Origin of the sequence: Limosilactobacillus rudii (assembly GCF_014145455.1) — a bacterium.
Classification (GTDB): Bacteria; Bacillota; Bacilli; order Lactobacillales; family Lactobacillaceae; genus Limosilactobacillus; species Limosilactobacillus rudii.
In genome coordinates this window covers 77,384-98,562 of sequence record NZ_JACIVB010000054.1, presented here as the reverse complement: position 1 = coordinate 98,562, position 21,179 = coordinate 77,384, and the positions used below count along the sequence as shown (strand labels likewise).

Sequence of the window (21,179 nt, the reverse complement as noted above, 5' to 3'; positions counted from 1 at the left end):
TCACTTCCAAACAATTAATAATCTAATGAATTCAAAACATCCGAAGCTAAGTGCCGATGCCATATATAGCATTGTGATTGTTCGCTTTAAATGCCAGTTAGCCGCAATTACTAAACGATCATTACCAATATATGGTTTTTGCACTAATTCACCAAAATAATAATGGGGCCCACCTAATTGGAGATGGAGCGCTCCAGCAACCACTGCTTCACTAAATGCACTATTAGGGCTTAAATGCTTTTTACAATCTCTCCTACCAACTGCAATGGCCTCCCTAGTATCATCACGTAACAGCCAACTGCTAATGATTAAAAACAACCATGTTAACCGAGCAGGAATATAATTAGCAACATCATCAACTCTAGCGGAAAATTCACCAAAAGCTCGATACTTTTCATTTCGATATCCAATCATTGAATCCAGTGTATTAACTGCCTTATACATCAATCCAAGAACCGGTCCACCAATAACTAGAAATAATAACGGTGCAACAACACCATCACTTGTATTTTCTGCAACAGTTTCTATGGTTGCCTTAGTTACCTCTTCAGCACTCAAATTGTCTGTATCCCGGCCAACAATCATCCCCACTTGATAGCGCGCTTTTTTGAGATTATTTTGTTTAAGACTTTTCATTATCTTTTCAGCTTCAATCGCTAATTGCCGCGCTGATAAACAGGTATAACTTAAATAAGTTCCAACAGCCATATAAAGATAGTAATTAATCATTGCTACTCGCATTACTATGTACGTAATTAAACCTGTCCCGCCGACTGTGATTAGCCATGTCAGTATTCCCAAATACTTCCGTTTACTATTAGCGTAGCTTGATTTATTAAATTGTTTGGTTAGAAATGCTATCAACTTACCTATTATCTTTATTGGATGAGGCCAAGAATGTGGGTCTCCAAGTAAAAGATCAAGGATAAAGGCAAACATTACCATTATTACGATATTCATTGCATATCAGCTCCTAAATTCTTTAAGAACCGGGTAAACAATGATTTGCTTTGATAAAAGTGGACATGAAGATAGCTAGCAAATGTTTTTTGTTTTTGATAGCCCCCATTCCATGTATCAACCACTTCATTGTCACGAATCTTTTTCATTTTTAGAACTGGCTTTAGCTGTTCATTTAGTGGGGTAAATACTGAGTGGTGAAATTCATGACCAATAATTTTTTGCTTTGTTGCTCCTAATAGACAATTCTCTTGTGGATATGCAACACAGTAACCAAACTTTTTTAATTGTGGCGTCATTTGACTCCTCCCATCAAAAATTCCTACCATTGGATAAGAAGTCCCCTTCTCTTCCAATGTTTTACCCAAATACATTAATCCCCCACACTCTGCATAAATTGGCTTACCAGCTTGTGAAAATTTCTGAATTGCTTTCTTCATTAATGTATTAGCAGCTAACTGGGATGCAAATTCCTCTGGATAACCGCCTCCAATATATAAAGCATCAACATCGGGCAATTTCTGATCCACAAGCGGGCTAAATGGAACTAGCTCAACTCCTATTTTCTCTAGTAAATTCAGATTATCTGCATAGTAAAAACTAAACGCTTTATCTTTAGCTATTCCTAATTTCAGTCTGACCTGCAAACCAGAAAAAGGATCTTTTACTGTTTTAATAACCGGACTAGCGATTTTCACAAATTGCTGCAGGTCAACGTGTTGCTTAACTTCTTTTGCTATTAGTGCAATCTTTTTGTCAATATTTGGTAGTTCATCATCTGGTACTAACCCTAATTGTCGCGAGGGTAAACTCACGGTTGAATCATGTGGCAGATAGCCAAGAACCGGCAGTTTTAAGTACCGACGAATAGCACCTGCAATCAATTCATAATGATTTTGACTCATTACGTTATTAATAATGACTCCTTTTATCTGAACACCAGGATCAAAATCAATAAACCCTTTTAAAATTGCTGCCGCAGACGTCGATGTTGCCCGAGCATTAATTACTAGCACTACCGGAATATTTAACTGCTTAGCAACGCTTGCTGTTGAATAGGCATCTTTGTCCGTTCCAAGGCCGTCATACAATCCCATTACTCCCTCAACAATTCCTAAATCAATTTCATCCGTATCCTTGGTAAATAAATATTTTAAGGTTGCTGAGTCAGGCACTAGATAGTTATCAAGGTTTCTTGCAGGTCGTTTGGTTATCCTCGTATGAAATTTAGTATCAACGTAATCTGGACCAACTTTATATGACTGAATCCTATATTGTTCATTAAGCGCTTTTAAGATTCCAAGAGTAACAGTCGTTTTCCCTGAACCACTCGTTACACCTGCAATCAAAATCTTCTTCATTGTCTATCACACCTTAGAACCTTTTTCAGTGTATTTACTAACAAAACGTTATCTTGTGGACCTTTAACCGCAATTCGGTAGTATTGAGGACCCAACCCCTCGTAATCATCACATTGACGAATCAATATGTGTTGTTTTATCAACTTAGCCCGCAAATCAGGATCAGAACTTCTGAATAGGAAGAAATTAGTAACACTAGGAAAAACTGTAATTGCTGAAATATTTTTCAATGCCGTATATAAAGCGGGTTGTTGAACATCAAGCCACTGCTGAGTTAATTTAATATATTTTTTGGCGCTAAACATATTTTGACCAAATACATCGGCAATTCCGTTAACCGACCATGTATTTTCTTGAGTTTTTAATAACGTTTTAAGCTTGTCATTTTTGGTAATGCCATACCCTAATCTCAAACCGGGAATTGCAAAAAATTTGGTGGCTGCTCGAACAACGTAAACTCGATCTTTGTTAGTTAATTCACTAATAAAACTAGGCTGGTTACCCACTGTCAAATCAATAAACGATTCATCTAGTATTAATAACCGATGATGCTGATTACAAAAGTCAGTGAGTTTTCGTAAATCCTTTAGAGGAATTAGTTGTCCTGTTGGATTATTGGGAGTGGTTAAGCAAATAATGGTTATCTCATGATGTTGCTTTAATAGATTCACCATGCCATCAATATCCACTGCAAAATTTGCTGCTTCTTGCAAATAATAATGATGAATATTTACCCCAATTCTTTTAAGCAACCGCTCGTATTCACCAAATGTTGGCGCTAAAATCAGTGCATCCGTTGCCTTCTCTGCCCTAATTGTTTCATCTAAAATTTCCGTCGCACCATTACCAACAAATACATCATTCGAATCTACATTAAGGTGCGCTGCAATAGCTTTTTTCAGTTCAGGATAATTGGGATTAGGATATACCTCAATATTGGCAAACGACTGCACTAATACGTTCCACAAGTCAGAAGGAAAACCTAGTGGATTTATATTTGCACTAAAATCCTTTACATCCTCAACTGGTATCCCCAGGGTTTCTGCAATCTCTTCAACATTTCCGCCATGATGAATTTTACTCACGATACCACCGCCGATCTCTTAAAGTAAGCGTTTCCTTAACTTTCGCCTATTAGATTACGATGTTCACCATTCAAGTTCAATACTTAACAACACATATGACAAATAAAGATTATTCATAATTGAACAAGTTAAGAAAAAATAAATATAAGTTTTTTGTAGTTCTGTTTTTTGTCTTTTCTTGCAAAATTATTAGTATGTTTTTGCAATTAAAAATAATTACGTTAGTTTTTGTAACTAATAGCATTACTTTTTTGATTGATTTAATTTGTTTTAGCACTATTTAGTGGCATATATTAAAAGCGCTTACAAAAATAACAGTAAATAGTAAAATGAGAACAAAATAATGAAAGGAATGTAATCTATGAAAATCTATACAAAGACCGGTGATAAAGGGCAAACACGAATTGTCGGTAAACAAATCCTATACAAAAGCGCCCCACGTGTTGAAGCCTATGGGGAAGTTGACGAACTTAATTCATGGGTTGGCTACGTAAGATCATTGTTATCTCCGCAAACAAAAGACCTTTCTCCCGAATTAGAAGAAATTCAACAATTACTTTTTGACTGCGGTCACGACTTAGCAACCCCCAAAGATGAAGAGCGACATTCATTTATATTTAATCAAGAAAAACCAACTAACTGGCTCGAAAAAAAGATTGATGATTATACAGCAAAAGTCCCTACGGTTAAGAAGTTCATCCTTCCCGGTGGTAGTCCGGTTGCATCTGCTCTTCATGTTGCGCGCTCAATTACCCGTCGTACTGAACGTCGAATTGTCCTCCTGATGCAGGAAGAAGAAATCAATCAAGACGTCCTAACATTTATTAATCGCCTATCCGATTATTTCTTTGCCACCGCACGCTATGCCAATTACTTAGAAAATAATGAGGATGTTCTTTACCGCAATAGTAAAGATGTTTTTCGCTAGAAGTATACAAAAAGAGAAATTACACTCAGAAAAAATCTGAAGCGTAATTTCTCTTTTAATTTAGAAAAATATTTTGAAACTGTGGATGTGCCTTTAAATAGCTTTTTGCAAACGGACAATTGGCCTTTACCTGCCGATCAGCCCCTTCGACAAGCCACATCAGAGTTGTCATTATTTTGTTAGCTAATCCCTGACCCCGATAATTTTGATTAACCTTAACTTCTTCTATGACTACTGTCTTTTCATCGACATTATTTAGAATAATCTTAGCAATTTTATCACCATTATCATCCAGCAACGCTAACTCATTAGGAGAATAACTAAATTCATGTCCCATATCGATACAGGCTTGATGTGGAAGCTGACTTTCGTTAATAAAACTCTCAAAGTCTTTTACGTCTTGAATTAAACGTTTTGCCAAATTTGCATCATGGTTTTCGCCATTTTTGAAGACAGATTGTACATTACCAATCGCAATTGTACAATTCATTACCCGCATCCCCAAATAACGTAATACTTGATGAATATGCGCATTAGCAATTATTCCACCTTTTTCACCGGCAGAATCTGTTATTGCCAACACTGGTTTCCCCATCAGATGCTGATTAGGTGATGGCACAGATAAAACATCTAACGCATTTTTCAACCCACCAGGAATTGAATAGTTATACTCTTGCGTCACAATTAACAGTGCATCAACACTATCAGTTGCCTTTCTAAAAGCCTGCCATTCAATTGGTGGATTATTCTTTTCTAAGTCTGGATTATAAAATGGCAATATCGTATAATTCAGTTCCACAAATTCAAGATTACTTGGCAGATTCGTAAAATAATCAGCTACTTTTCTACTATATGAATTCTTACTTAAGCTACCAATTAATACACCAACTTTTGCCATTGCGATCATCCTTTCAAACTTCTTACTTAGAAGCTGTTTCTACTAATCCTTTCGCAAACTCATTTAAGTGCTCTATATCTTCTTCATAGGGTTCCAAATCAATTTTTACTTTAGCAGCGCCAGTAGTCGCACCTGCCTTTTTAAACGCCTCGTCAAAACGGTCCACTGTTACATTAAAGTACTCGCCATAAAACCTGTCACCAGAGCCCGCTACCCCATAGACTTTTCCAGTTAAGTCCATTTCCTGAAGATCGTCATAAAAGTCAAGGCCTTCTTCTGGCATGGCACCTTCATCATAAGTGTATGCACATACCACTAGAATATCCGCCTTAGCAAATTCGGTAACATCTGTCTGTGAAATTTCTGACTCAGTCACCTTTACATTCAAATTTGTCAAACTATCACAAACAATATTGGCAACTTCTTCATTATTGCCAGTCATTGTGGCATAAACTACGTGTGCTGTTAACATTTTAATTCCTCGCTTAAATTATTTAATACCCATGGTCATGTGTAACCGCTTTTATTATAATACAAGTAAATAGTACAATTTTGTAAAATTCGGAGGCAGTAATCATGAAAAGAACTATGTTTATCGGTGCGATCGCTTGCGGAAAGACAACCCTTACTCAGCGTCTAGAACACCAGCAGATTAAATACAATAAGACACAAGCAATTGAATTTTCATCAAACATTATCGATACACCTGGTGAATATATGGAACACCATAATATGATGAGCACGCTCCGGGTAACCTCAATGGACGCCGATATTGTAGTCTTATTACAAAGTGCCATTGATAAACGACTTGTATTTCCAGCTGGATTTTGCTCAATGTTTACTAAACCCACTATTGGTGTCATCACTAAAATTGATTTGGTAGATGACCCTGCCGACATCGAGTATTCAAAAAAGTTATTACTAAGTGCTGGTGTTAAAAAAGTTATTCCAATCTCTGCTGTCAAAAACATTAATATTGACAAACTGCTTACTGAACTCAGTTAAACAATGCCCATAAGTGGTTTATTAAATGACTGCTCCATATTATATATAATCCAGCCAAAACATATACAACTTTACTACCATAATTGCCATATTTTTCTAGTAATTTTGCTATTGGGCTGACTGATATTATTCCCTTCCCTAATAAAATAAGGACAACCGAACAGGCAACAAAAATAATACCAATATAGACTATTTCAAGCCATGTTAAATTTACTACCCATGGAATATAAACGGCTAAGTTGTCACCTCCAAGGCTTAAGCAAAATAAAAAGAGCGACATAAAGTTAGTATTAACACTTTTGTTATCATCATTCTGACCAAATATTGCTAAGAAAATCAATATAATTCCCATAAATCCCGTAATCCAATTAGGAAAAAGCAATGCTAAACTCTTTCCTAAAATGACTCCTAAAATCCACAGTACGATTGTTGACATTCCAAAAGCGATAATAGGTAACCGATAATTATAGTTTCTAAGAATAAATAACAACGCAATAAAAGTATCAATATTTAACCCGATAAAAATCATTAGAATGGCTACTAAATTCATAATTTACCAATTCCCTTAATTGGACGGTTATAATAGCATACTCGTTGTTTTCCTGTGATTGAATCAACTTGAACTTTACTAATGCTCAAATTTTGTGGATTTTTAAAAGCAGTGCCGTCCGCAGTTTTTAAACATAAAGCAATAATATTTTTTATCACCCAGCCATGGGTAACAATTAAAATTGTTTGGTTGGGGTATTTTTTTGAAATTTCAGTAACAAATGCCCATACTCTTTTTCGTGCATGATCAAAATTTTCACCCTGGTTTATTTCAATTGAATGGGGATAGACATCATTAGTTTCCGAATCAAAATATGTTGCATATTGACTCTTTAATTCATTAATTGCAGTTCCATTCCATTTTCCATATGAAATTTCCCTTAAACGTGAGTCTATTCGTACTTGGATATTACTATTCTTACAAATAATCTTACTCGTTACTAATGCCCTTTTCAGTGGACTCGTGTAAACAAGGTCAATCTGGGCATCCTTCAAAAGTTTTTGATAATTCTTTGCCTCCATAATTCCAAGTTCTGTTAAAGTTGCAAGCTGATCATTTAATGTTCCCTGAATATAATTCAACCGGTTCGCGTAGGTCTCACCATGACGGATTAAAAGAAGAGTTGTCATCACTATCACCTAAAATTAATTATGTATAAGTAAAGCTAGGAATAATTGTTACCGCTTTACTTATTTTAATAATATCGTAAGATGGGCAAAAGCTTAACCATAAAATCAAGCTTTTGCCCACCCTAATCAAATATCTAAACAGCTCCAACTATTTTTCCAAATATAAGTACTTTAGTTGTTCAATCATTGAATCACTAATTTGCAGTACATTTCTGATGTAGTTCTGCATTCCACCATATTTATCATCAATAATAGAATGCACCTGGTTGTAGTAACACTGGTTTGCCGTTGATAAATCATAGATTGACCGTAAATAATTCTCTCCTAAATTATTTTTCACAGCATACTGAAGACGCTCTTTTACTCGCTTGACGGATGCTTGATTTGTCAGCATATAATCTTGATAAATAACATTTTCCGGCACCTGTAAGGCATTTAAAAGATAAATCGCCGCTAGCCCAGTACGATCTTTACCAGCTGAGCAATGAAATAGAACTCCTCCTTGTGCAGAATGAAGGCATAACTTTTTTATAAAAGTATGAAACGCTTCTTGTGCCTGTTCATCCGTGACAAATTGGTGATACACCTTCATCATTCGATTAAATCCTGCTTGTGGATCTTGAGAAAAGTTTTTTCGTGCCTCATTAATACTAATATTACTTTCAGTAAGATCATTATCAAACACTGGTATCCGAATATAATTCATTAGCGATGTTAATTGGTCTGGATATAAGGCAACCTCGGATGTTGACCTGAAGTCAATGACTGTTCTAATACCATATCCGTAAAGTTTTCGCTGTTCAGTTTGATTAAAATAGGAGAGATGTGCAGAGCGAAGGATGTTATTCCACTTTAACTTATGACCTTCATTAGTTTCATATCCACCAAGGTCTCGAAAATTAAAGCCATGTTCAAATGATAATATTCGCTGATGGTTCGCCATAGTACATGCCCCTCCTTTCTAAAGAAGTGCACCCATTCATGTTAACTTACAGAATGAATGCACTTCTAAATTATGTTCGTGTAATTTCAGGAACATCAAATCCTAGTAATGCATGTAATTTATCGACAACGTGGCGAAGCGCTGACTCGACTTCAGAAACTTCTCCCACAATTACAACCGATCCGCTAAATCGATCAATAAATCCTAAAGTTACATTGCTCGATTTAGTAGCGATATCTCCAGCAATAATTGAGGCTTCACTTGGCGTTATTGTCAAAATACCAAGTGCATTTTTAGGCGTTTGTATTCCTAATTTTTCATAAATATCTGGCGTAGGATTAGCAACAATATGCGCTAATGTTACCTGTTTACCTGGAACATACTCTTGAATCGTTCGCTGGATATCTTGTCTAGCCATAACACCATCCCCACTTTACTGTTGAGTTACCTTCATCACATCACGAGCGATAATGATTTCTTCGTTCGTTGGTATAACGGCTACTTTTACCTTGCTATCTGGCGCTTCGATGCTGAGTTCATTATTCTTATTCTTCTCTTCATCAATCTTGACTCCTAAATAATCAAGATTCTTACAGATTTGACTTCGAATATAAGCAGCATGTTCACCAATACCCGCTGTAAATACTAAGGTATCTAACCCATCCAAGTCGGTTGTGTAAGCGCCGATATATTGTTGGATTGAGTGAACAAACACATCTAACGCTAATTGAGCACGCTCATTACCATTTTTAGCTGCACTTTCAATTTCCCGTTCATCATTTGAAATACCAGACAAACCTTTAAGTCCAGAATCTTCATTCATTATCCGCCGTATTTCATGCGAATCGATATTAAGCTTTTCTTCTAAGAATGGAATTATTTCTGGGTCAATATCCCCACAACGGGTTCCCATTACAACACCTGCTAACGGGGTAAAGCCCATTGAAGAATTAACTGACTTTCCGTCTAAGATTGCAGAAATGCTGGATCCATTTCCTAAGTGGCACGTAATCATGCGACGAGTCTTTTCCTTACCAAATAATTCACGTGCTTTTTCAGAAACGTATTGATGAGAGGGAGCATGAAATCCGTAGCGCCGAATTTGATATTTTTCATAAAACTCATATGGCAAAGCATACATATAAGCCTTTTTCGGGATAGTGTGGTGGAACGAATTATCAAACGTAACAACTTCCTTTGCATCTGGAAGGAACTTTTCAAAAGCCTTTATTCCTGCTAACCCGTTTGGATTATGCAGAGGTGACAAAACTTTTAATTCGTCAATTCGCTTTTCTACTTCTGGAGTGACAGCTACCGCGTGGGTATAGTAACTTCCACCATGAGAAATTCGGTGGCCAACACCATAAATTTCAGACTTATCTTGAACAACCCCACTTGACATTAAAATATCAATAATATGATCAATTGCTTCTGAATGATTCTTTAAGGGAAGTTGTCTAGTTTCTCCTGTTTTATCAGTCTTATATGATAATTGACTTGTTGAGGAACCAAGATTCTCTGCAGAGCCACTAATTAATAGTTTTTCTTCTGGCATTAAGTAAAGCTTAAACTTTATTGATGAACTACCAGAATTAATCGCAAGTATTTTTTTAGACATCTAATCACTCCAAATAAACTAAATTAACGAATTATTGCTTCGTAAACCATCTTCAAATCATCGTCTGAAGGAACAACCGGATTACCAGGGAATGTAGCATCCTTTTTGGCATTAGCAACTACTGTATCAACAGCAGCTTCCGCCTTAGCAGGATCAACGCCAAATGCTTGAAGTGTCATTGGACAATTCATTTGGCGTGCCATTTCACGAATTTTTGCAATCAAACGCTTAACAGCTAATCTATCACCGACACCAGGAGCGGCAATTCCTGCCTTCTTTGCAGCAACTGCAAATTTATGCAAAGCTTCTTCACAATGTTCAGCATTATATGCAACAACATATGGTAATAGCATCGTATTGGCCAAACCATGAGGAACGTGGAAATTAGCACCTAATTGGTGAGCAATTGAGTGGCAAATTCCAAGGCCAGCAATGTTGAAGGCTGTTCCAGCAATGTTTGATGCTTCGTGAACAATCTTTCGGGCATCAACATTATCACCATGGCGATAACATTCAACTAGGTACTTAGTTACTGCATCGATAGCTTCTTCAGACAAAGCAACTGTAAATAGGTTAGCATCCTTTGCAACTAAGGATTCAAGAGCATGGGTCAAAACGTCCATTCCTGAATAAGCTGTAACACTCTTTGGTGCTGTCATGACCAACTTAGGGTCAAGTAATGCACAGTCTGGTGTTAGGTAATCTTCAAGGATTGGAATCTTGCGGTGTTCCTTTGTATCAGAGATAACTGCAGTATTCGTAACTTCTGACCCAGTACCACTCGTGGTTGGAATAGCAATATATTCATTAATCTTGCATTTGCCGAGCTTTTCACCAAAGAAACGAATTCCCTTACCAGTATCCATTGCAGAACCGCCACCAATACCGATTACAATTGTTGGCTTCAACTTTAAGAATTGTTGGACACCTTCCATAATCTTGTCTAGAGGTGGATCAGGGACAACATCAGAAAAAATCTCGCATTTATTGCTATCATTAATATGGCTTTCAATTTCCTTTAATGTGTCACTGCCTGGCAAGAATGAGTCACAAACTAGTAAAATTCGCTCATTATGAAGAGTTTCTAGTTCCTTCAAACTATCTGTTCCCGAATAAATTCGGGTTGGCATACTAAATTTTTCCATCGGCGTTATGCCTCCCATTAGTACCAATTTCGTACTGAGAATCCTTGCGGTGAATTCAAACGAACTCGACGAGTAAAGGTTCTTGCAGTACATGTTCCTTCACCAGTTGGCGTAGCAATTGTTAATGCTGAAGCACCTGAATGAGCTCCGTTATCAGCAACCCCTGTTCCAACATAGGATGGACCATTAACAACAAAGATTGAACATTGCATTCTGTGAGCAGCATTATTAATATGCTTCAAATTATTAGAATGGATAGTAGCAGTATGGTGGTTTCCTTGTTCTACTTCAACAGCAGTCTTCAAAACATCATCAAATGTTGGGCAGGAGACAACTGGAAGAATTGGCATTAACATTTCAGTCATTACCAATGGGTGATCCTTAGGTAATTCACAAATAATCTCAACAGGGTGACCAGTGTATGGAATGTTAGCTTGATCCATAATATAAGTTGCATCTTTACCAACAAACTTACGATCAGGAGTCCCATTCTCTTGAATACACATGTCAGCTAACTTATCAGCTTGTTCACGTGTTACAACAAAGGCCCCTTCATCTTGCATCTTTCGGATTAATTCATCTTTAATGCTACTTTCTGCAACAACTTCCTTTTCAGCGGTACATAAAATATCATTATCAAATGATGCAGATGCAATAATATTATGAGCAGCAAGATCAATATCAGCAGTTGCGTCAACCATTGCAGGTGGGTTACCAGGACCAGCACCAACGGCTTTCTTTCCACTAGTCATTGCTTGGTGAACAACAGCCGGGCCACCAGTTACGGCGAGCATTGCAATGTCTGGGTGCTTCATCATCTGTTGAACAGATTCGATTGTTGGCGTTTCAATGCTTACTACTAGGTTATGAAGGCCTGTAGCATCAGCAATGAAATCATTCATCTTTTCGATTGTCCAACGAGTAATATTCTTAGCACCAGGGTGGGCACCAAAGTAAAGAGTGTTTCCACCGGCAAGCATCATAATCGCATTAGCAATTACCGTTTCAGATGGGTTAGTACTTGGACCAACCGCACCGATAACACCATATGGTAAACGTTCATACATTACCATTCCGCCATCGCCGTTTTCAACAACTGGTTCAAGAATTTCAGGACCGGGAGTGTTATACAAAGCATTGTGTAATTTAGCAATCTTTGCTTCCACTGTTCCCATTCCAGTTTCTTCTTTAATATCTTTAGCCATCTTTTCGATGTACGGACGGAATCCTTCCTTAATTGCATCGATTACTTGTTGACGAACTGCAATTGGCTTATCCCGGTATACTTCTTGAGCAGCCTTTGCGGCAGCAATCGCATCATTAACATTTGTAAAAATACCGCGATGACCATCATCTTTAGTAACTGCCGCACTAGCAGAAGAAGAGTTAGCATTATCTAGTTCTTCTGCAAGAATCTTACGAACAGCACTTTCAATATCATTAATCTGCATATCTACTTACTCTCCTTCAAGAATTCTGCAACGGCTGCTTCACAGATTGATTGATCTTCTTCAACCAATCCACCACTAACACCAATTGAACCGATAATTTCGCCATTAATCTTCAATGGAATACCACCGGCAAATGATGCCAAACGACCGTCAAGCATTGTTTCCATTTGGTATAATCCAGCACCTGGTTGAATATCTTTACTAATATCCTTTGTTGGTTCCTTCATTGCAAGTGCAGACCATGCTTTCTTTGGTGCAAGAGTACAACTTACTAAGTTAGCATTTGGCATATGGTAGCTCATTTGAAGTACTTGATCAGCCTTCATAATTGCAATTGTTACACCAACACCAAGCTCATTAGCACGAGCAACAGCTGCATCAATTACCTTTTCCATCTTATGACGATCAAATAGGTTCTTAGAATTATTGCTGTTGATTACGCTTTCAACAATCTTACTAATTTGCTCCTCATTCATTTTTAACGCACGCCCTTCTTTTCCTGGTAACGTTGATAGATTTTAATCACATCATCAGTAACAGTATTTAATAAATCTTCGTAGTCCTCATCACGAGCCACAATATAGAGAAAATCAGATAACCGATTTACATATCGCTCTAGCTCTGGACGAAACTTAACATCTTTTGATAATCTGACAAATAGTCTTTCTGCCCGACGACAAATTGTCCGGCAAACATGGAGTTGTGCACCAGCAGTACTCGACCCCGGTAAGATAAAGCTATGAACTGGTGGCAACTTAGCTGTATACTCATCAATCACTTTTTCTAATCGACGGGTATCCTCATCCGTGATAATTTTACTTTTGTCAGTAAAATATTGTCTCTTCTCGGTAGCTATCTCACCTTGAAGGAAAAACATCTTATATTCAACTTCTTGTAAAAGTTTTTTATTACGATTACTTTCACAAAATTTATCCGCCAAACTAATATTGGCGTTTAATTCGTCAAAAGTACCATAAGTTTCAACCCTTAAAGAATCTTTAGGTACCCGTGTACCATCAAATAAGCTTGTTTCTCCCTTGTCACCACCTTTTGTGTAAATAGCCATTTCAATTCCTCCAATGCATTCTACTTATCAAAACGATCAATTATTCCGACAATCGTACAATCATTTACATCCCTAGTCTGGTTCTCATCACGTTCTTTATCCGCACGCCTTGCACCAGCTCCTCGTACAATCAACACATTGTCACCGATACCGGCATTCACTGTATCTGCCGCAACCTGTTCAAACCTAATTGGCTGCTGATCTGAATTAATTTGTTGAACAATCATTAGCTTTTTTCCAACTAATGATGGATCTTTTTGGGTCGCAACAACACTGCCTACTACTCTCGCCATATACAATTTTCTTCAGTCCTAATCTTAATTTTTATTTTTTTATAGTTACAAATATCAACCGCTTCATCAGTAATGAACTGCTTTTGATATCTGACAAGAATTGACTTATCTGGTTTAGCAGCTATTTCTCCTCTTGTAATAATTCGATTATGACTGGCAATCACTGGCGATTCGTTATTAACAACAAAGAGGATTGGCCAGTCCAAAATCATCATTCGCGGAATAAAATTAACCATCTGCTCATTAATTAAGAAATAAAATTTAACATCATAGCTAATTCCTTCTAATACCCAGTTAACCCAGGCATTAGTCTTATCCATTGAATACAAATCCTTTACTAGGCTAATTGAAATATTTCTAAGAATAACCTTACCGTTTCGTAAGAAAATCTGTTCACTAGGTGGGGCAACTTGCTGATTAAAGGAAACTTCTGTCCTCGTATGCTTCCGTTCCTCTAATCGTTGCATAACCTGTTGTAATAGGCTATCCATTTATTCACCCCCTCATATCTTCTAAAAAGTTAATTTTTCTTTTTAATAATAACTTTTCCGTAAGAATTATTACCTAGTCCAACGTTAGCCGCATTGGCTTCATCAGTATCAATATGCATTTCAAGAACAAAGTCTTCACGTGGCCGCGCAACAACATCATCAAAGATTGTTTTACGTCCGCCATCACCATCAACTTCAACCTGCATTGAATCACCAAGCTTAACACCAAATCGTTTAGCATCCTCAAGGCTCATGTGAATATGCCGCTTGGCAACAATTACTCCTTGGATTTCAATTTCCGCATATGGGGAACGTACTTTAATTGAAGGAGTACCATCAAGGTCGCCAGACATTCTAATAGGGGCATTAATTCCAAGAGTAAAGTTCTCAGAACGTGCAATTTCTACTTGAGAGTGTGAACGATATGGTCCCATCAACCGGACATTCTTAATCGTTCCCTTAGGTCCAATTAGGTCTACCGTTTGTTTTGCAGCAAAGTCGGCATGTTGCCGTAACTTTTTAAGCATCTCAATCTTTTGACCAGGGAATAACTTTTGAAAGTCTTCTTCCGTTAAGTGAACATGGTGATTTGAAACACCAATTGGAACTAGGTTTGGATTAAGAGTTTCCTTAATGATAGTTCGAATAAGCGTTCTTAAATGTTCTTCATCCATAAACTATCTTCCTCTTTTAATAATTATTCAGCATCACTGTTTGAACTAACTGGTAAAATCTTTTCAACTTCTTCATGTGGACGTGGAATTACGTAAGATGATACAACCTCGCCAACACCTTCAGCAGCTTGAACACCTGCATCAACAGCTGCCTTTACAGCACCAACATCACCACGGATCATAACAGTTACTAATCCGCTACCAATTTTTTCTTGACCAGTTAGTGTTACATTAGCTGCTTTTACCATTTGATCTGCTGCTTCAATCGATGCAACTAAACCCTTAGTTTCAATCATTCCTAAAGCGTTATTCATAATAGATTCCTCCTATTTTTTCTTTAATTCATTGTAATGAATGCACTTCTTATGTGGTTCTCCTAGTTTGCGTGGGCACTTTGGATCTCCACACATGTTGCATGTGACCTTTTCATTAGAACTTACATTCTGTTGTTCCTTATCAGAATCGTCTACTTTTTGCGAATTATCAGATAACGGCTTAATGTTTTGGCTTGAAGTCTCATCAGTCTGCTTATCTACTTTTTCATCAATGCTATTTTCTACCGGCTTCGGCTCAATAACGACTGTTTTTTCTGCTGGCTTTGCGGGTTCTTTTTCCGCTGAATTTTGACTCAGTAAGTCCGTTTTGCCTAAAGAACTCAATCCTGAAGCAGGACGCCCAATTACCGTCGATGTTACATACACATCTGGCAAATAGTCTTTAACTGCCTCCACAGCAACGGTTACAGCAGATAGTTCACCACTAACCTGTAATGTAACCCAGCCGTTTCCCTTTGTATTTTGAATACTACTAAGGTCAACATCCGCAGTCTTTAGCATTCGATCAGCAGCAACAATAGCACCAGATAATCCATTACATTCTACATAGCCCAAAGACTTCATAATTAAATCACCTGTTTACCATTTCTTTAAAGGGAATTCCCTTTACTAGTCGCGCTGCATTTGCCCCTAATATCCGTAATTGTTTTGGATTATCAATTGTTTCATCAAATAAGGGGTGTGTTTCTTTAAGATTTTTATAGTGAACAATAAATCGATCACCGTCAAAAGCAATTCCTACCGACAATCGTGATGCAAGTGCTGACTGATATGCCCGGCTCACAACATTATCTATATCAATTTCTTTGACTACTACCGGTATTTGTTCTTCTTCAATTCCGTTAAATAACGGTGTGGCGTTTTGTGGAATGGTAGTTTCATTTTCCACGCCTACAATGATTGAAGGACGCTCTGAATCATTGTTCATATTGCTTCCTTCTTTCTTCGCCATAACGGAGAATTAATCCTGTTGCAACCGCATTTCTTGGTCCTTCAATTCCACGAACATTTCCGCGCCCAGCAACTAAGTTAAAGTGCGCTAACTCGTCTGTTACTAGCTGTGGAATTTCAAAATCAAGCGCAGAACCACCAACAATTACAACAAATGGAATGTCTCGAATATTTCCTGTCGGACTTACGTATCTAAGAGCACGGAGCGCATTCGTAACAAATACCCGTTTCTTAGCACTTTGCCGAACAAGCTTAATTTTCTCAATACTTGGATTCCCCGTAACAGGTTCATATCCATCTGGCTTAATGACAACTACTCGGGCAAACAATGATGATGGAAGTGGATCTTCAAAGAATTGTACTGAACCATCTTCGTGACGAATTTGGAATAGGTTTTCAACTTTAGCCAAAGGATACCGTTTAATATCTTCAGCCAAGTGAATATCATCTAATCCCAATTCAGAATTAATAATCATCGTAACCATATCACCAGCACCAGCTAAGTGAATCGCTACAGTTTGATTTTCCTTATTAATGATTGAGGCATCAGTTGAACCGGCACCTAAATCAAGGATTGCGATTGGTTTATCCGTTCCCGGTGTAGTTAAGGCACCACGAATAGCTGATTCAACTTCAGCACCACCAATTTCAACCTTTGTATGGAATTCTTCTTCAATTAACTTAGCAATTACTTCCATTTGTAAGTGATCTGATTTAACCATTGCCGCAATACCAACTGCTGATTCATTCGAGAACTCACCAGCTAAACCACCACGGACTTCAACAGGAACTTGCGTATCAACGGCAAGTAAGTCTTGAATAGCAATTTCACTATTTTTCTTTCCTGTTAAATCGGCCATCGTTTGACGGACATTTTCAAGCATTCCACCAACGTTAGTTCCGGATTCACCGGTAATATCATTGATATGCCGGAAACTTGAAACCTTCTTCATAATGGCGTTAGCGCCTTCTGAAACGCCGACTTCTTCTTTTCCTGTATCACCATCAATAATGATATTTCCTGCTGGGATTACCCGCGCTTTGACATCTCCTGCTGGCGTCTTAATAACAACGGCGGAACGGTTGCCGATAAGTGCTCGAGATACTGGAACAATATTCTTAGTTTCTTCAGGATTCAATCCAAATAAAGTGGCAATACCATAAGGATTTGAAAGCTGTGAGATAACTTGTCCCGGGCCAGCAACTTCGACAGCTGCTAGCATATTTAATGGAACCTTATCAATCATGGCAACTTCATCAACAATCGGAATTGGCTTATTCAATCGATTATCAACCAATACACCATCATCATTTTTCAATATTGCAGCTGTAATCTTATAGCCTGATGCGACATAAGCATTAATAAGTTTAGCGACATCCTCAAAATCGATGTCTTTAGGAACAACAACAATATAATTCTTACTTTTATCGGTCTTTTTCAGAAGGTCTAGCAATCTAACTGTTATTCCTGCACCAGTTCCAATGCCACCTGGAGTATCAGGATTATGACCAATCATAGTTGATTCAGTCACAACCGTTTCCGTAATTGTTTCCATTGCGACATCACCGATAACTGGTGTTGCTTCATTAATTCGAATAAGATCAATATCATCAATTGTCAAATTTGCTTTATTTAAGACTTGATTTATTGAGTCTCTAATTCCAACTAGGTTTTGCTTTGTACCCTTGATACCAGTAGTAGGAGCTATTCCAGAGCCAATAAAGTTAATTGCTCCATTATCAGCAACATCAGCTAATGCTACTTCAGTGGAAGAATTACCAATATCAACACCAATTACTTTTTCAGTTGCCATATAAAAAACTCCCTACTCTATCAACTGCTAGTTATCACCTTTTAGCTTCTTCCTGCTTTCATAGTAGTCGGCCGCTTCTTCAAACCAAGCAGCACAAACTTCTGCGTGATATTTGTCACGAAGTTCTTTAGCGATATCCAACAACTCTTGTTTAGTGGAACGGAATGGCCGCAATGCATCATACATTTGAAGAACTCGTTCATCAGGAACACGTGTTAATTCAGCAGCCCGTTGAAGGTTCTTTTGAATTGCTGGTCGACCCGCGTTTGCAGCAATTTCACCCTGTAACTTCAAAGCTTCTGGAGTAATTCGTAATTCTTTTGGATCAACTTGATCATTTACAACATTTTGTAAAGTAATATCGTCAAGTTTCTTGCCTGATGGCGTCTTTACTAAATCACGGTGTTTTTGGTAAAGCGGATAGTCATCTGCTGTCATTTCCTTACCATTATTTGTTGAAGTAGCACTTGCTGAGCTGTCAGAAGATGAGCTATTTCCCATCTGTGCCATGATCTTTGCTACTAAATCATCAACTTCACTCATCTGTTATGCCTCCCTTAATCGAACGTAACTTTAATTTCTTCTTCAGGCTTTCCAACAACAACTTGGTGAGTTTCACGGATATGCATAATTGCTGAAATAGCTTGGTAGTGAATACGAGCAAGTTGATCGTTCTTAGCTGGAACAGGTTCTGGAGATTCACCCTTGGCATACATTGCTGCATTTTTACCAATAGCCCGGAATGTTTCCGGTGTAAGAACAGGTGCTTGTGGGAATAACTCAAGGTTACCCAATGGGTCTTGATCCTTTTGGTGAATAACAGTTGTTCCTTTAGATTGAATACCAATTGCAATTCCTGAACCAGATAAGTGATCACCTTGAACAGCACAAAAGGCTACATCTGATGTCCGGTATACCTTGATTACCCGTGCTTTGAGTCCTTCTTCTTCAATCCCGGCAATTAATTGCCGAAGAACTTCTTTATGTGGAATTCCAGTTTCAGTTTTATCAAGAACTGTTGCAAATGCAGGAGCAACCGCAATTACAACTTCATCCTTTGAGTAACCTGGTTTAGCTTCCCCAACTGGTTGGAACCAATCAAGTTTCTTTTCTGGAACAGCCTTGCTATTTGGTTGTTGAACTTCTTTTGTCGCTGTTGCAGTAGAACTACCCTTATCAAAATCGATCTTAGTATCAATTTGGTTAGTTTCATTTAAAACTTCTTTAACAATCTTGCGAAGTAAATTTTCATCGATATCAGCCATAAGAGATTACCTCCTCTCTACAGTTCCAAGTGTTCTGGATCAAGGGCAAATGGAAGATCCTTAATCCGATCCCATTCTTCCTTGTCTTCATATAGACGATACCCAGTACCTGGACCTTGGTAATCATTTCCGTCATTTACGGCAGAAGTGATGTTCCAATTCTTATCAAAGATTGATGAAGTTTGCAGGTAATCACCAACAACCTTTTGCTTTTGAAGATTTAAGATAGCTTCAGCAACATCCTTAAATCCGTGATTATACAATGCCTTAATAATATCAACAGCAGTAATACCACGATCCATCATATCTTGAGCAGCCTTCATATCTGCAACCATATCACGCTTTGGCATGTCATCATGAGTATTTGCATATGTTGCTGCTTCAACTTCTTCATCAGTAATCTTAGGAAGTCCAAGATCTTCAAATACAGCTTGTAAAGCCTTAGCAGCTTTGTTACGAGCCTTGATAATGGTTTCTTCTTGAACTGGGTGAATACCGTAATACTGACCTAAGTCACGTTCCATAACATACATATCGTCGTAGTCCATAGCATCAGTGTTTGAACCAGCAAACGTATTATCATAGTTAGGAGTTGATGAGTAACCTGAGTTAATGTAGTCGGTACCGGCAATAAATTGACCAATAAACCGTTCCGTCCGTCGCATATCTGAGTGTGAGTATGCCTGGTCACAACCAGAAGCACATTCGATATCACACATCATACATAAGAGGTTTTCACCGAGAACTTCACGAATACCATTTGGAACAGCACCTGGAATTTCGATACAACTTACGGCACCATTTTGAAGGCCTTGTACACCGGAAGCCTTTGTAAGTAAAATACAACGTGCTTCAAGGTATAACATTGACTTTCCTTCTGGGTAACCCATCAGAACTTCTGAACCGGCACCTGAAGTAAACCGCATCTTCAAACCACGTGATGCATAACATGATGCTAAGAAACCTTTTGACCATGGTGTGTCGTCACCATCAGTAAATACCCGGTCAGTACCATAAACTGAAATAGTTTCAGCATAAGCAGTAAAACCACGCATACCTAATTGCAATTCAGTTGCTTCTTCAACAGAACATTGTGTTAATACACCTGGACGACCAGTTTGTGCACCGATTAAGATTGAGATGGCATTAAACGGTGCATAACGAGCAACAGCAGTAGTAGTTTCTTGTTCTGGGAAACCACGAAGCGCAGCATCTGCAGCATCCGCAGCGATCTGAACTGGATTATCAACAGTGTTAGTAACGTGACATTGGTTATCAGGCTTACGACGTGGACGCATTTTCTTAATTGCCATAATCATTTCACCAAAATCAAGCTTACTAATAATTTCTTCAGCCTTAGCTGGTGTCAATGCTGAGGTAATTTTAATGATATCTTCACGCGAAACATTTGGATCAACTAACATCCGAGCAATCTTAGTTGAGTCCATGTTCATTACCTTTTCAACGTTATCAATATTAATTCCATACTTAGCAATGTAGAGGTCAATTAGGTCAAAGTCTTCTAACTTTTTACCATCCATTTCGACAATCTTGCCGTTTTCGACTTTTACACTTGGCTTCGGGTCATTAGGACCCATCATTGCAACGAAACCTTCTTCGGGCCATTCTTTAACAAATGTATCTTGATGAATTGGCCGCTTTTCTAGTTCTTCAAAACGTTTTTGACGTTTCATAATAAAGTAGTCCTCCTTCCAGA

26 protein-coding genes are annotated in these 21,179 nt (G+C 37.9%); 2 read left to right on the top strand and 24 right to left on the bottom strand.

Annotated features, from left to right (window positions below; genetic code table 11):
- The 3 genes from cbiB to H5S39_RS06030 are packed head-to-tail and all read right to left on the bottom strand — an operon-like array spanning window position 1 to window position 3,406.
- The gene (gene cbiB, locus H5S39_RS06040; RefSeq protein WP_182596199.1) at window positions 1-960 is read right to left on the bottom strand and encodes an adenosylcobinamide-phosphate synthase CbiB; all 960 of its coding nucleotides are present in this window, start codon (window positions 958-960) and stop codon (window positions 1-3) included.
- The gene (locus tag H5S39_RS06035; protein ID WP_182596198.1) at window positions 957-2,321 is read right to left on the bottom strand and encodes a cobyrinic acid a,c-diamide synthase CobB; all 1,365 of its coding nucleotides are present in this window, start codon (window positions 2,319-2,321) and stop codon (window positions 957-959) included. Before H5S39_RS06035 ends, cbiB begins: the two co-directional genes overlap by 4 nt.
- Window positions 2,318-3,406, bottom strand: coding sequence for a pyridoxal phosphate-dependent aminotransferase (locus H5S39_RS06030; protein ID WP_182596197.1), 1,089 nt, complete (start codon window positions 3,404-3,406; stop codon window positions 2,318-2,320). The genes H5S39_RS06035 and H5S39_RS06030 overlap by 4 nt, the downstream gene beginning before the upstream one ends.
- Before the next feature lie 361 nt (window positions 3,407-3,767).
- Here H5S39_RS06030 and H5S39_RS06025 point away from each other — a divergent pair, with 361 nt between their 5' ends.
- Entirely contained in the window at window positions 3,768-4,334 is a 567-nt protein-coding gene (locus H5S39_RS06025; protein WP_182596196.1) for a cob(I)yrinic acid a,c-diamide adenosyltransferase, read from the top strand.
- 55 nt (window positions 4,335-4,389) lie between these two features.
- Here H5S39_RS06025 and H5S39_RS06020 read toward each other — a convergent pair whose 3' ends face one another.
- Both H5S39_RS06020 and H5S39_RS06015 read right to left on the bottom strand, forming a co-directional pair.
- A complete protein-coding gene (locus H5S39_RS06020; protein ID WP_182596195.1) occupies window positions 4,390-5,232 on the bottom strand; it encodes a GNAT family N-acetyltransferase in 843 nt (280 codons plus the stop codon).
- Window positions 5,233-5,254: 22 nt separating this feature from the next.
- Complete coding sequence (locus H5S39_RS06015; RefSeq protein WP_182596194.1) at window positions 5,255-5,704, bottom strand: flavodoxin; 450 nt, start codon at window positions 5,702-5,704, stop codon at window positions 5,255-5,257.
- Window positions 5,705-5,808: 104 nt separating this feature from the next.
- Between H5S39_RS06015 and H5S39_RS06010 the strand changes: the two genes are divergently transcribed.
- Complete coding sequence (locus tag H5S39_RS06010; protein WP_182596193.1) at window positions 5,809-6,237, top strand: EutP/PduV family microcompartment system protein; 429 nt, start codon at window positions 5,809-5,811, stop codon at window positions 6,235-6,237.
- On the opposite strand, the gene H5S39_RS06005 is transcribed toward H5S39_RS06010, so the two are convergent.
- From H5S39_RS06005 to H5S39_RS05915, 19 genes are all read right to left on the bottom strand, one after another.
- On the bottom strand, window positions 6,230-6,787 hold the full coding sequence (locus H5S39_RS06005) for a cadmium resistance transporter (protein ID WP_182596192.1): 558 nt from the start codon (window positions 6,785-6,787) through the stop codon (window positions 6,230-6,232). The two genes, H5S39_RS06010 and H5S39_RS06005, sit on opposite strands and share 8 nt — an antisense overlap.
- Window positions 6,784-7,416 (bottom strand): histidine phosphatase family protein, encoded by a 633-nt coding sequence (locus H5S39_RS06000; RefSeq protein ID WP_182596191.1) that lies wholly within the window; start codon window positions 7,414-7,416, stop codon window positions 6,784-6,786. Before H5S39_RS06000 ends, H5S39_RS06005 begins: the two co-directional genes overlap by 4 nt.
- Before the next feature lie 148 nt (window positions 7,417-7,564).
- On the bottom strand, window positions 7,565-8,359 hold the full coding sequence (locus tag H5S39_RS05995) for a tyrosine-protein phosphatase (RefSeq protein WP_182596190.1): 795 nt from the start codon (window positions 8,357-8,359) through the stop codon (window positions 7,565-7,567).
- 70 nt (window positions 8,360-8,429) lie between these two features.
- Window positions 8,430-8,777: a BMC domain-containing protein gene (locus tag H5S39_RS05990; protein ID WP_003675166.1), complete on the bottom strand. Its 348-nt coding sequence runs from the start codon at window positions 8,775-8,777 to the stop codon at window positions 8,430-8,432.
- Window positions 8,778-8,792: 15 nt separating this feature from the next.
- The gene (locus H5S39_RS05985) at window positions 8,793-9,977 is read right to left on the bottom strand and encodes an acetate/propionate family kinase (RefSeq protein WP_182596189.1); all 1,185 of its coding nucleotides are present in this window, start codon (window positions 9,975-9,977) and stop codon (window positions 8,793-8,795) included.
- A 23-nt stretch (window positions 9,978-10,000) separates the two neighbouring features.
- The gene (locus H5S39_RS05980) at window positions 10,001-11,122 is read right to left on the bottom strand and encodes a 1-propanol dehydrogenase PduQ (protein WP_182596188.1); all 1,122 of its coding nucleotides are present in this window, start codon (window positions 11,120-11,122) and stop codon (window positions 10,001-10,003) included.
- Between the two features lie 17 nt (window positions 11,123-11,139).
- The gene (gene pduP, locus H5S39_RS05975; protein WP_182596187.1) at window positions 11,140-12,573 is read right to left on the bottom strand and encodes a CoA-acylating propionaldehyde dehydrogenase PduP; all 1,434 of its coding nucleotides are present in this window, start codon (window positions 12,571-12,573) and stop codon (window positions 11,140-11,142) included.
- Between the two features lie 2 nt (window positions 12,574-12,575).
- Complete coding sequence (locus H5S39_RS05970; protein ID WP_182596186.1) at window positions 12,576-13,049, bottom strand: GlcG/HbpS family heme-binding protein; 474 nt, start codon at window positions 13,047-13,049, stop codon at window positions 12,576-12,578.
- Window positions 13,050-13,051: 2 nt separating this feature from the next.
- Complete coding sequence (locus tag H5S39_RS05965) at window positions 13,052-13,639, bottom strand: cob(I)yrinic acid a,c-diamide adenosyltransferase (protein WP_182596185.1); 588 nt, start codon at window positions 13,637-13,639, stop codon at window positions 13,052-13,054.
- Between the two features lie 20 nt (window positions 13,640-13,659).
- Window positions 13,660-13,938: a EutN/CcmL family microcompartment protein gene (locus tag H5S39_RS05960; RefSeq protein ID WP_510610081.1), complete on the bottom strand. Its 279-nt coding sequence runs from the start codon at window positions 13,936-13,938 to the stop codon at window positions 13,660-13,662.
- Complete coding sequence (gene pduM, locus H5S39_RS05955) at window positions 13,920-14,423, bottom strand: PduM family microcompartment protein (protein ID WP_182596183.1); 504 nt, start codon at window positions 14,421-14,423, stop codon at window positions 13,920-13,922. Before pduM ends, H5S39_RS05960 begins: the two co-directional genes overlap by 19 nt.
- Before the next feature lie 29 nt (window positions 14,424-14,452).
- Window positions 14,453-15,097, bottom strand: coding sequence for a phosphate propanoyltransferase (locus tag H5S39_RS05950; protein ID WP_182596182.1), 645 nt, complete (start codon window positions 15,095-15,097; stop codon window positions 14,453-14,455).
- Window positions 15,098-15,120: 23 nt separating this feature from the next.
- Window positions 15,121-15,414: a BMC domain-containing protein gene (locus H5S39_RS05945; RefSeq protein ID WP_310735860.1), complete on the bottom strand. Its 294-nt coding sequence runs from the start codon at window positions 15,412-15,414 to the stop codon at window positions 15,121-15,123.
- 9 nt (window positions 15,415-15,423) lie between these two features.
- Window positions 15,424-15,996: a BMC domain-containing protein gene (locus tag H5S39_RS05940; RefSeq protein WP_182596180.1), complete on the bottom strand. Its 573-nt coding sequence runs from the start codon at window positions 15,994-15,996 to the stop codon at window positions 15,424-15,426.
- A gap of 7 nt (window positions 15,997-16,003) precedes the next feature.
- Window positions 16,004-16,384, bottom strand: a complete 381-nt coding sequence (locus H5S39_RS05935) for a glycerol dehydratase reactivase beta/small subunit family protein (RefSeq protein ID WP_182596179.1) — start codon at window positions 16,382-16,384, stop codon at window positions 16,004-16,006.
- On the bottom strand, window positions 16,350-18,197 hold the full coding sequence (locus H5S39_RS05930; protein ID WP_182596178.1) for a diol dehydratase reactivase subunit alpha: 1,848 nt from the start codon (window positions 18,195-18,197) through the stop codon (window positions 16,350-16,352). The genes H5S39_RS05935 and H5S39_RS05930 overlap by 35 nt, the downstream gene beginning before the upstream one ends.
- 27 nt (window positions 18,198-18,224) lie before the next feature.
- On the bottom strand, window positions 18,225-18,740 hold the full coding sequence (locus H5S39_RS05925) for a diol dehydratase small subunit (protein ID WP_182596177.1): 516 nt from the start codon (window positions 18,738-18,740) through the stop codon (window positions 18,225-18,227).
- Between the two features lie 14 nt (window positions 18,741-18,754).
- On the bottom strand, window positions 18,755-19,462 hold the full coding sequence (locus H5S39_RS05920) for a propanediol/glycerol family dehydratase medium subunit (protein WP_182596176.1): 708 nt from the start codon (window positions 19,460-19,462) through the stop codon (window positions 18,755-18,757).
- Window positions 19,463-19,479: 17 nt separating this feature from the next.
- Window positions 19,480-21,156 carry a propanediol/glycerol family dehydratase large subunit gene (locus tag H5S39_RS05915; protein ID WP_182596175.1) on the bottom strand — a complete coding sequence of 559 codons (1,677 nt, stop codon included), beginning with the start codon at window positions 21,154-21,156 and terminating at the stop codon, window positions 19,480-19,482.
- Window positions 21,157-21,179: the final 23 nt, after the last annotated feature.

Excerpts from the sequence above, each read along its gene's own strand:
- cbiB (WP_182596199.1), bottom strand. The coding sequence starts at position 960 with ATGAATATCGTAATAATGGTAATGTTTGCCTTTATCCTTGATCTTTTA.
- H5S39_RS06035 (WP_182596198.1), bottom strand. The coding sequence starts at position 2,321 with ATGAAGAAGATTTTGATTGCAGGTGTAACGAGTGGTTCAGGGAAAACG.
- H5S39_RS06025 (WP_182596196.1), top strand. The coding sequence starts at position 3,768 with ATGAAAATCTATACAAAGACCGGTGATAAAGGGCAAACACGAATTGTC.
- H5S39_RS06020 (WP_182596195.1), bottom strand. The coding sequence starts at position 5,232 with ATGGCAAAAGTTGGTGTATTAATTGGTAGCTTAAGTAAGAATTCATAT.
- H5S39_RS06015 (WP_182596194.1), bottom strand. The coding sequence starts at position 5,704 with ATGTTAACAGCACACGTAGTTTATGCCACAATGACTGGCAATAATGAA.
- H5S39_RS06010 (WP_182596193.1), top strand. The coding sequence starts at position 5,809 with ATGAAAAGAACTATGTTTATCGGTGCGATCGCTTGCGGAAAGACAACC.
- H5S39_RS06005 (WP_182596192.1), bottom strand. The coding sequence starts at position 6,787 with ATGAATTTAGTAGCCATTCTAATGATTTTTATCGGGTTAAATATTGAT.
- H5S39_RS06000 (WP_182596191.1), bottom strand. The coding sequence starts at position 7,416 with ATGACAACTCTTCTTTTAATCCGTCATGGTGAGACCTACGCGAACCGG.
- H5S39_RS05995 (WP_182596190.1), bottom strand. The coding sequence starts at position 8,359 with ATGGCGAACCATCAGCGAATATTATCATTTGAACATGGCTTTAATTTT.
- H5S39_RS05990 (WP_003675166.1), bottom strand. The coding sequence starts at position 8,777 with ATGGCTAGACAAGATATCCAGCGAACGATTCAAGAGTATGTTCCAGGT.
- H5S39_RS05985 (WP_182596189.1), bottom strand. The coding sequence starts at position 9,977 with ATGTCTAAAAAAATACTTGCGATTAATTCTGGTAGTTCATCAATAAAG.
- H5S39_RS05980 (WP_182596188.1), bottom strand. The coding sequence starts at position 11,122 with ATGGAAAAATTTAGTATGCCAACCCGAATTTATTCGGGAACAGATAGT.
- pduP (WP_182596187.1), bottom strand. The coding sequence starts at position 12,573 with ATGCAGATTAATGATATTGAAAGTGCTGTTCGTAAGATTCTTGCAGAA.
- H5S39_RS05970 (WP_182596186.1), bottom strand. The coding sequence starts at position 13,049 with ATGAATGAGGAGCAAATTAGTAAGATTGTTGAAAGCGTAATCAACAGC.
- H5S39_RS05965 (WP_182596185.1), bottom strand. The coding sequence starts at position 13,639 with ATGGCTATTTACACAAAAGGTGGTGACAAGGGAGAAACAAGCTTATTT.
- pduM (WP_182596183.1), bottom strand. The coding sequence starts at position 14,423 with ATGGATAGCCTATTACAACAGGTTATGCAACGATTAGAGGAACGGAAG.
- H5S39_RS05950 (WP_182596182.1), bottom strand. The coding sequence starts at position 15,097 with ATGGATGAAGAACATTTAAGAACGCTTATTCGAACTATCATTAAGGAA.
- H5S39_RS05940 (WP_182596180.1), bottom strand. The coding sequence starts at position 15,996 with ATGAAGTCTTTGGGCTATGTAGAATGTAATGGATTATCTGGTGCTATT.
- H5S39_RS05935 (WP_182596179.1), bottom strand. The coding sequence starts at position 16,384 with ATGGCGAAGAAAGAAGGAAGCAATATGAACAATGATTCAGAGCGTCCT.
- H5S39_RS05930 (WP_182596178.1), bottom strand. The coding sequence starts at position 18,197 with ATGGCAACTGAAAAAGTAATTGGTGTTGATATTGGTAATTCTTCCACT.
- H5S39_RS05925 (WP_182596177.1), bottom strand. The coding sequence starts at position 18,740 with ATGAGTGAAGTTGATGATTTAGTAGCAAAGATCATGGCACAGATGGGA.
- H5S39_RS05920 (WP_182596176.1), bottom strand. The coding sequence starts at position 19,462 with ATGGCTGATATCGATGAAAATTTACTTCGCAAGATTGTTAAAGAAGTT.
- H5S39_RS05915 (WP_182596175.1), bottom strand. The coding sequence starts at position 21,156 with ATGAAACGTCAAAAACGTTTTGAAGAACTAGAAAAGCGGCCAATTCAT.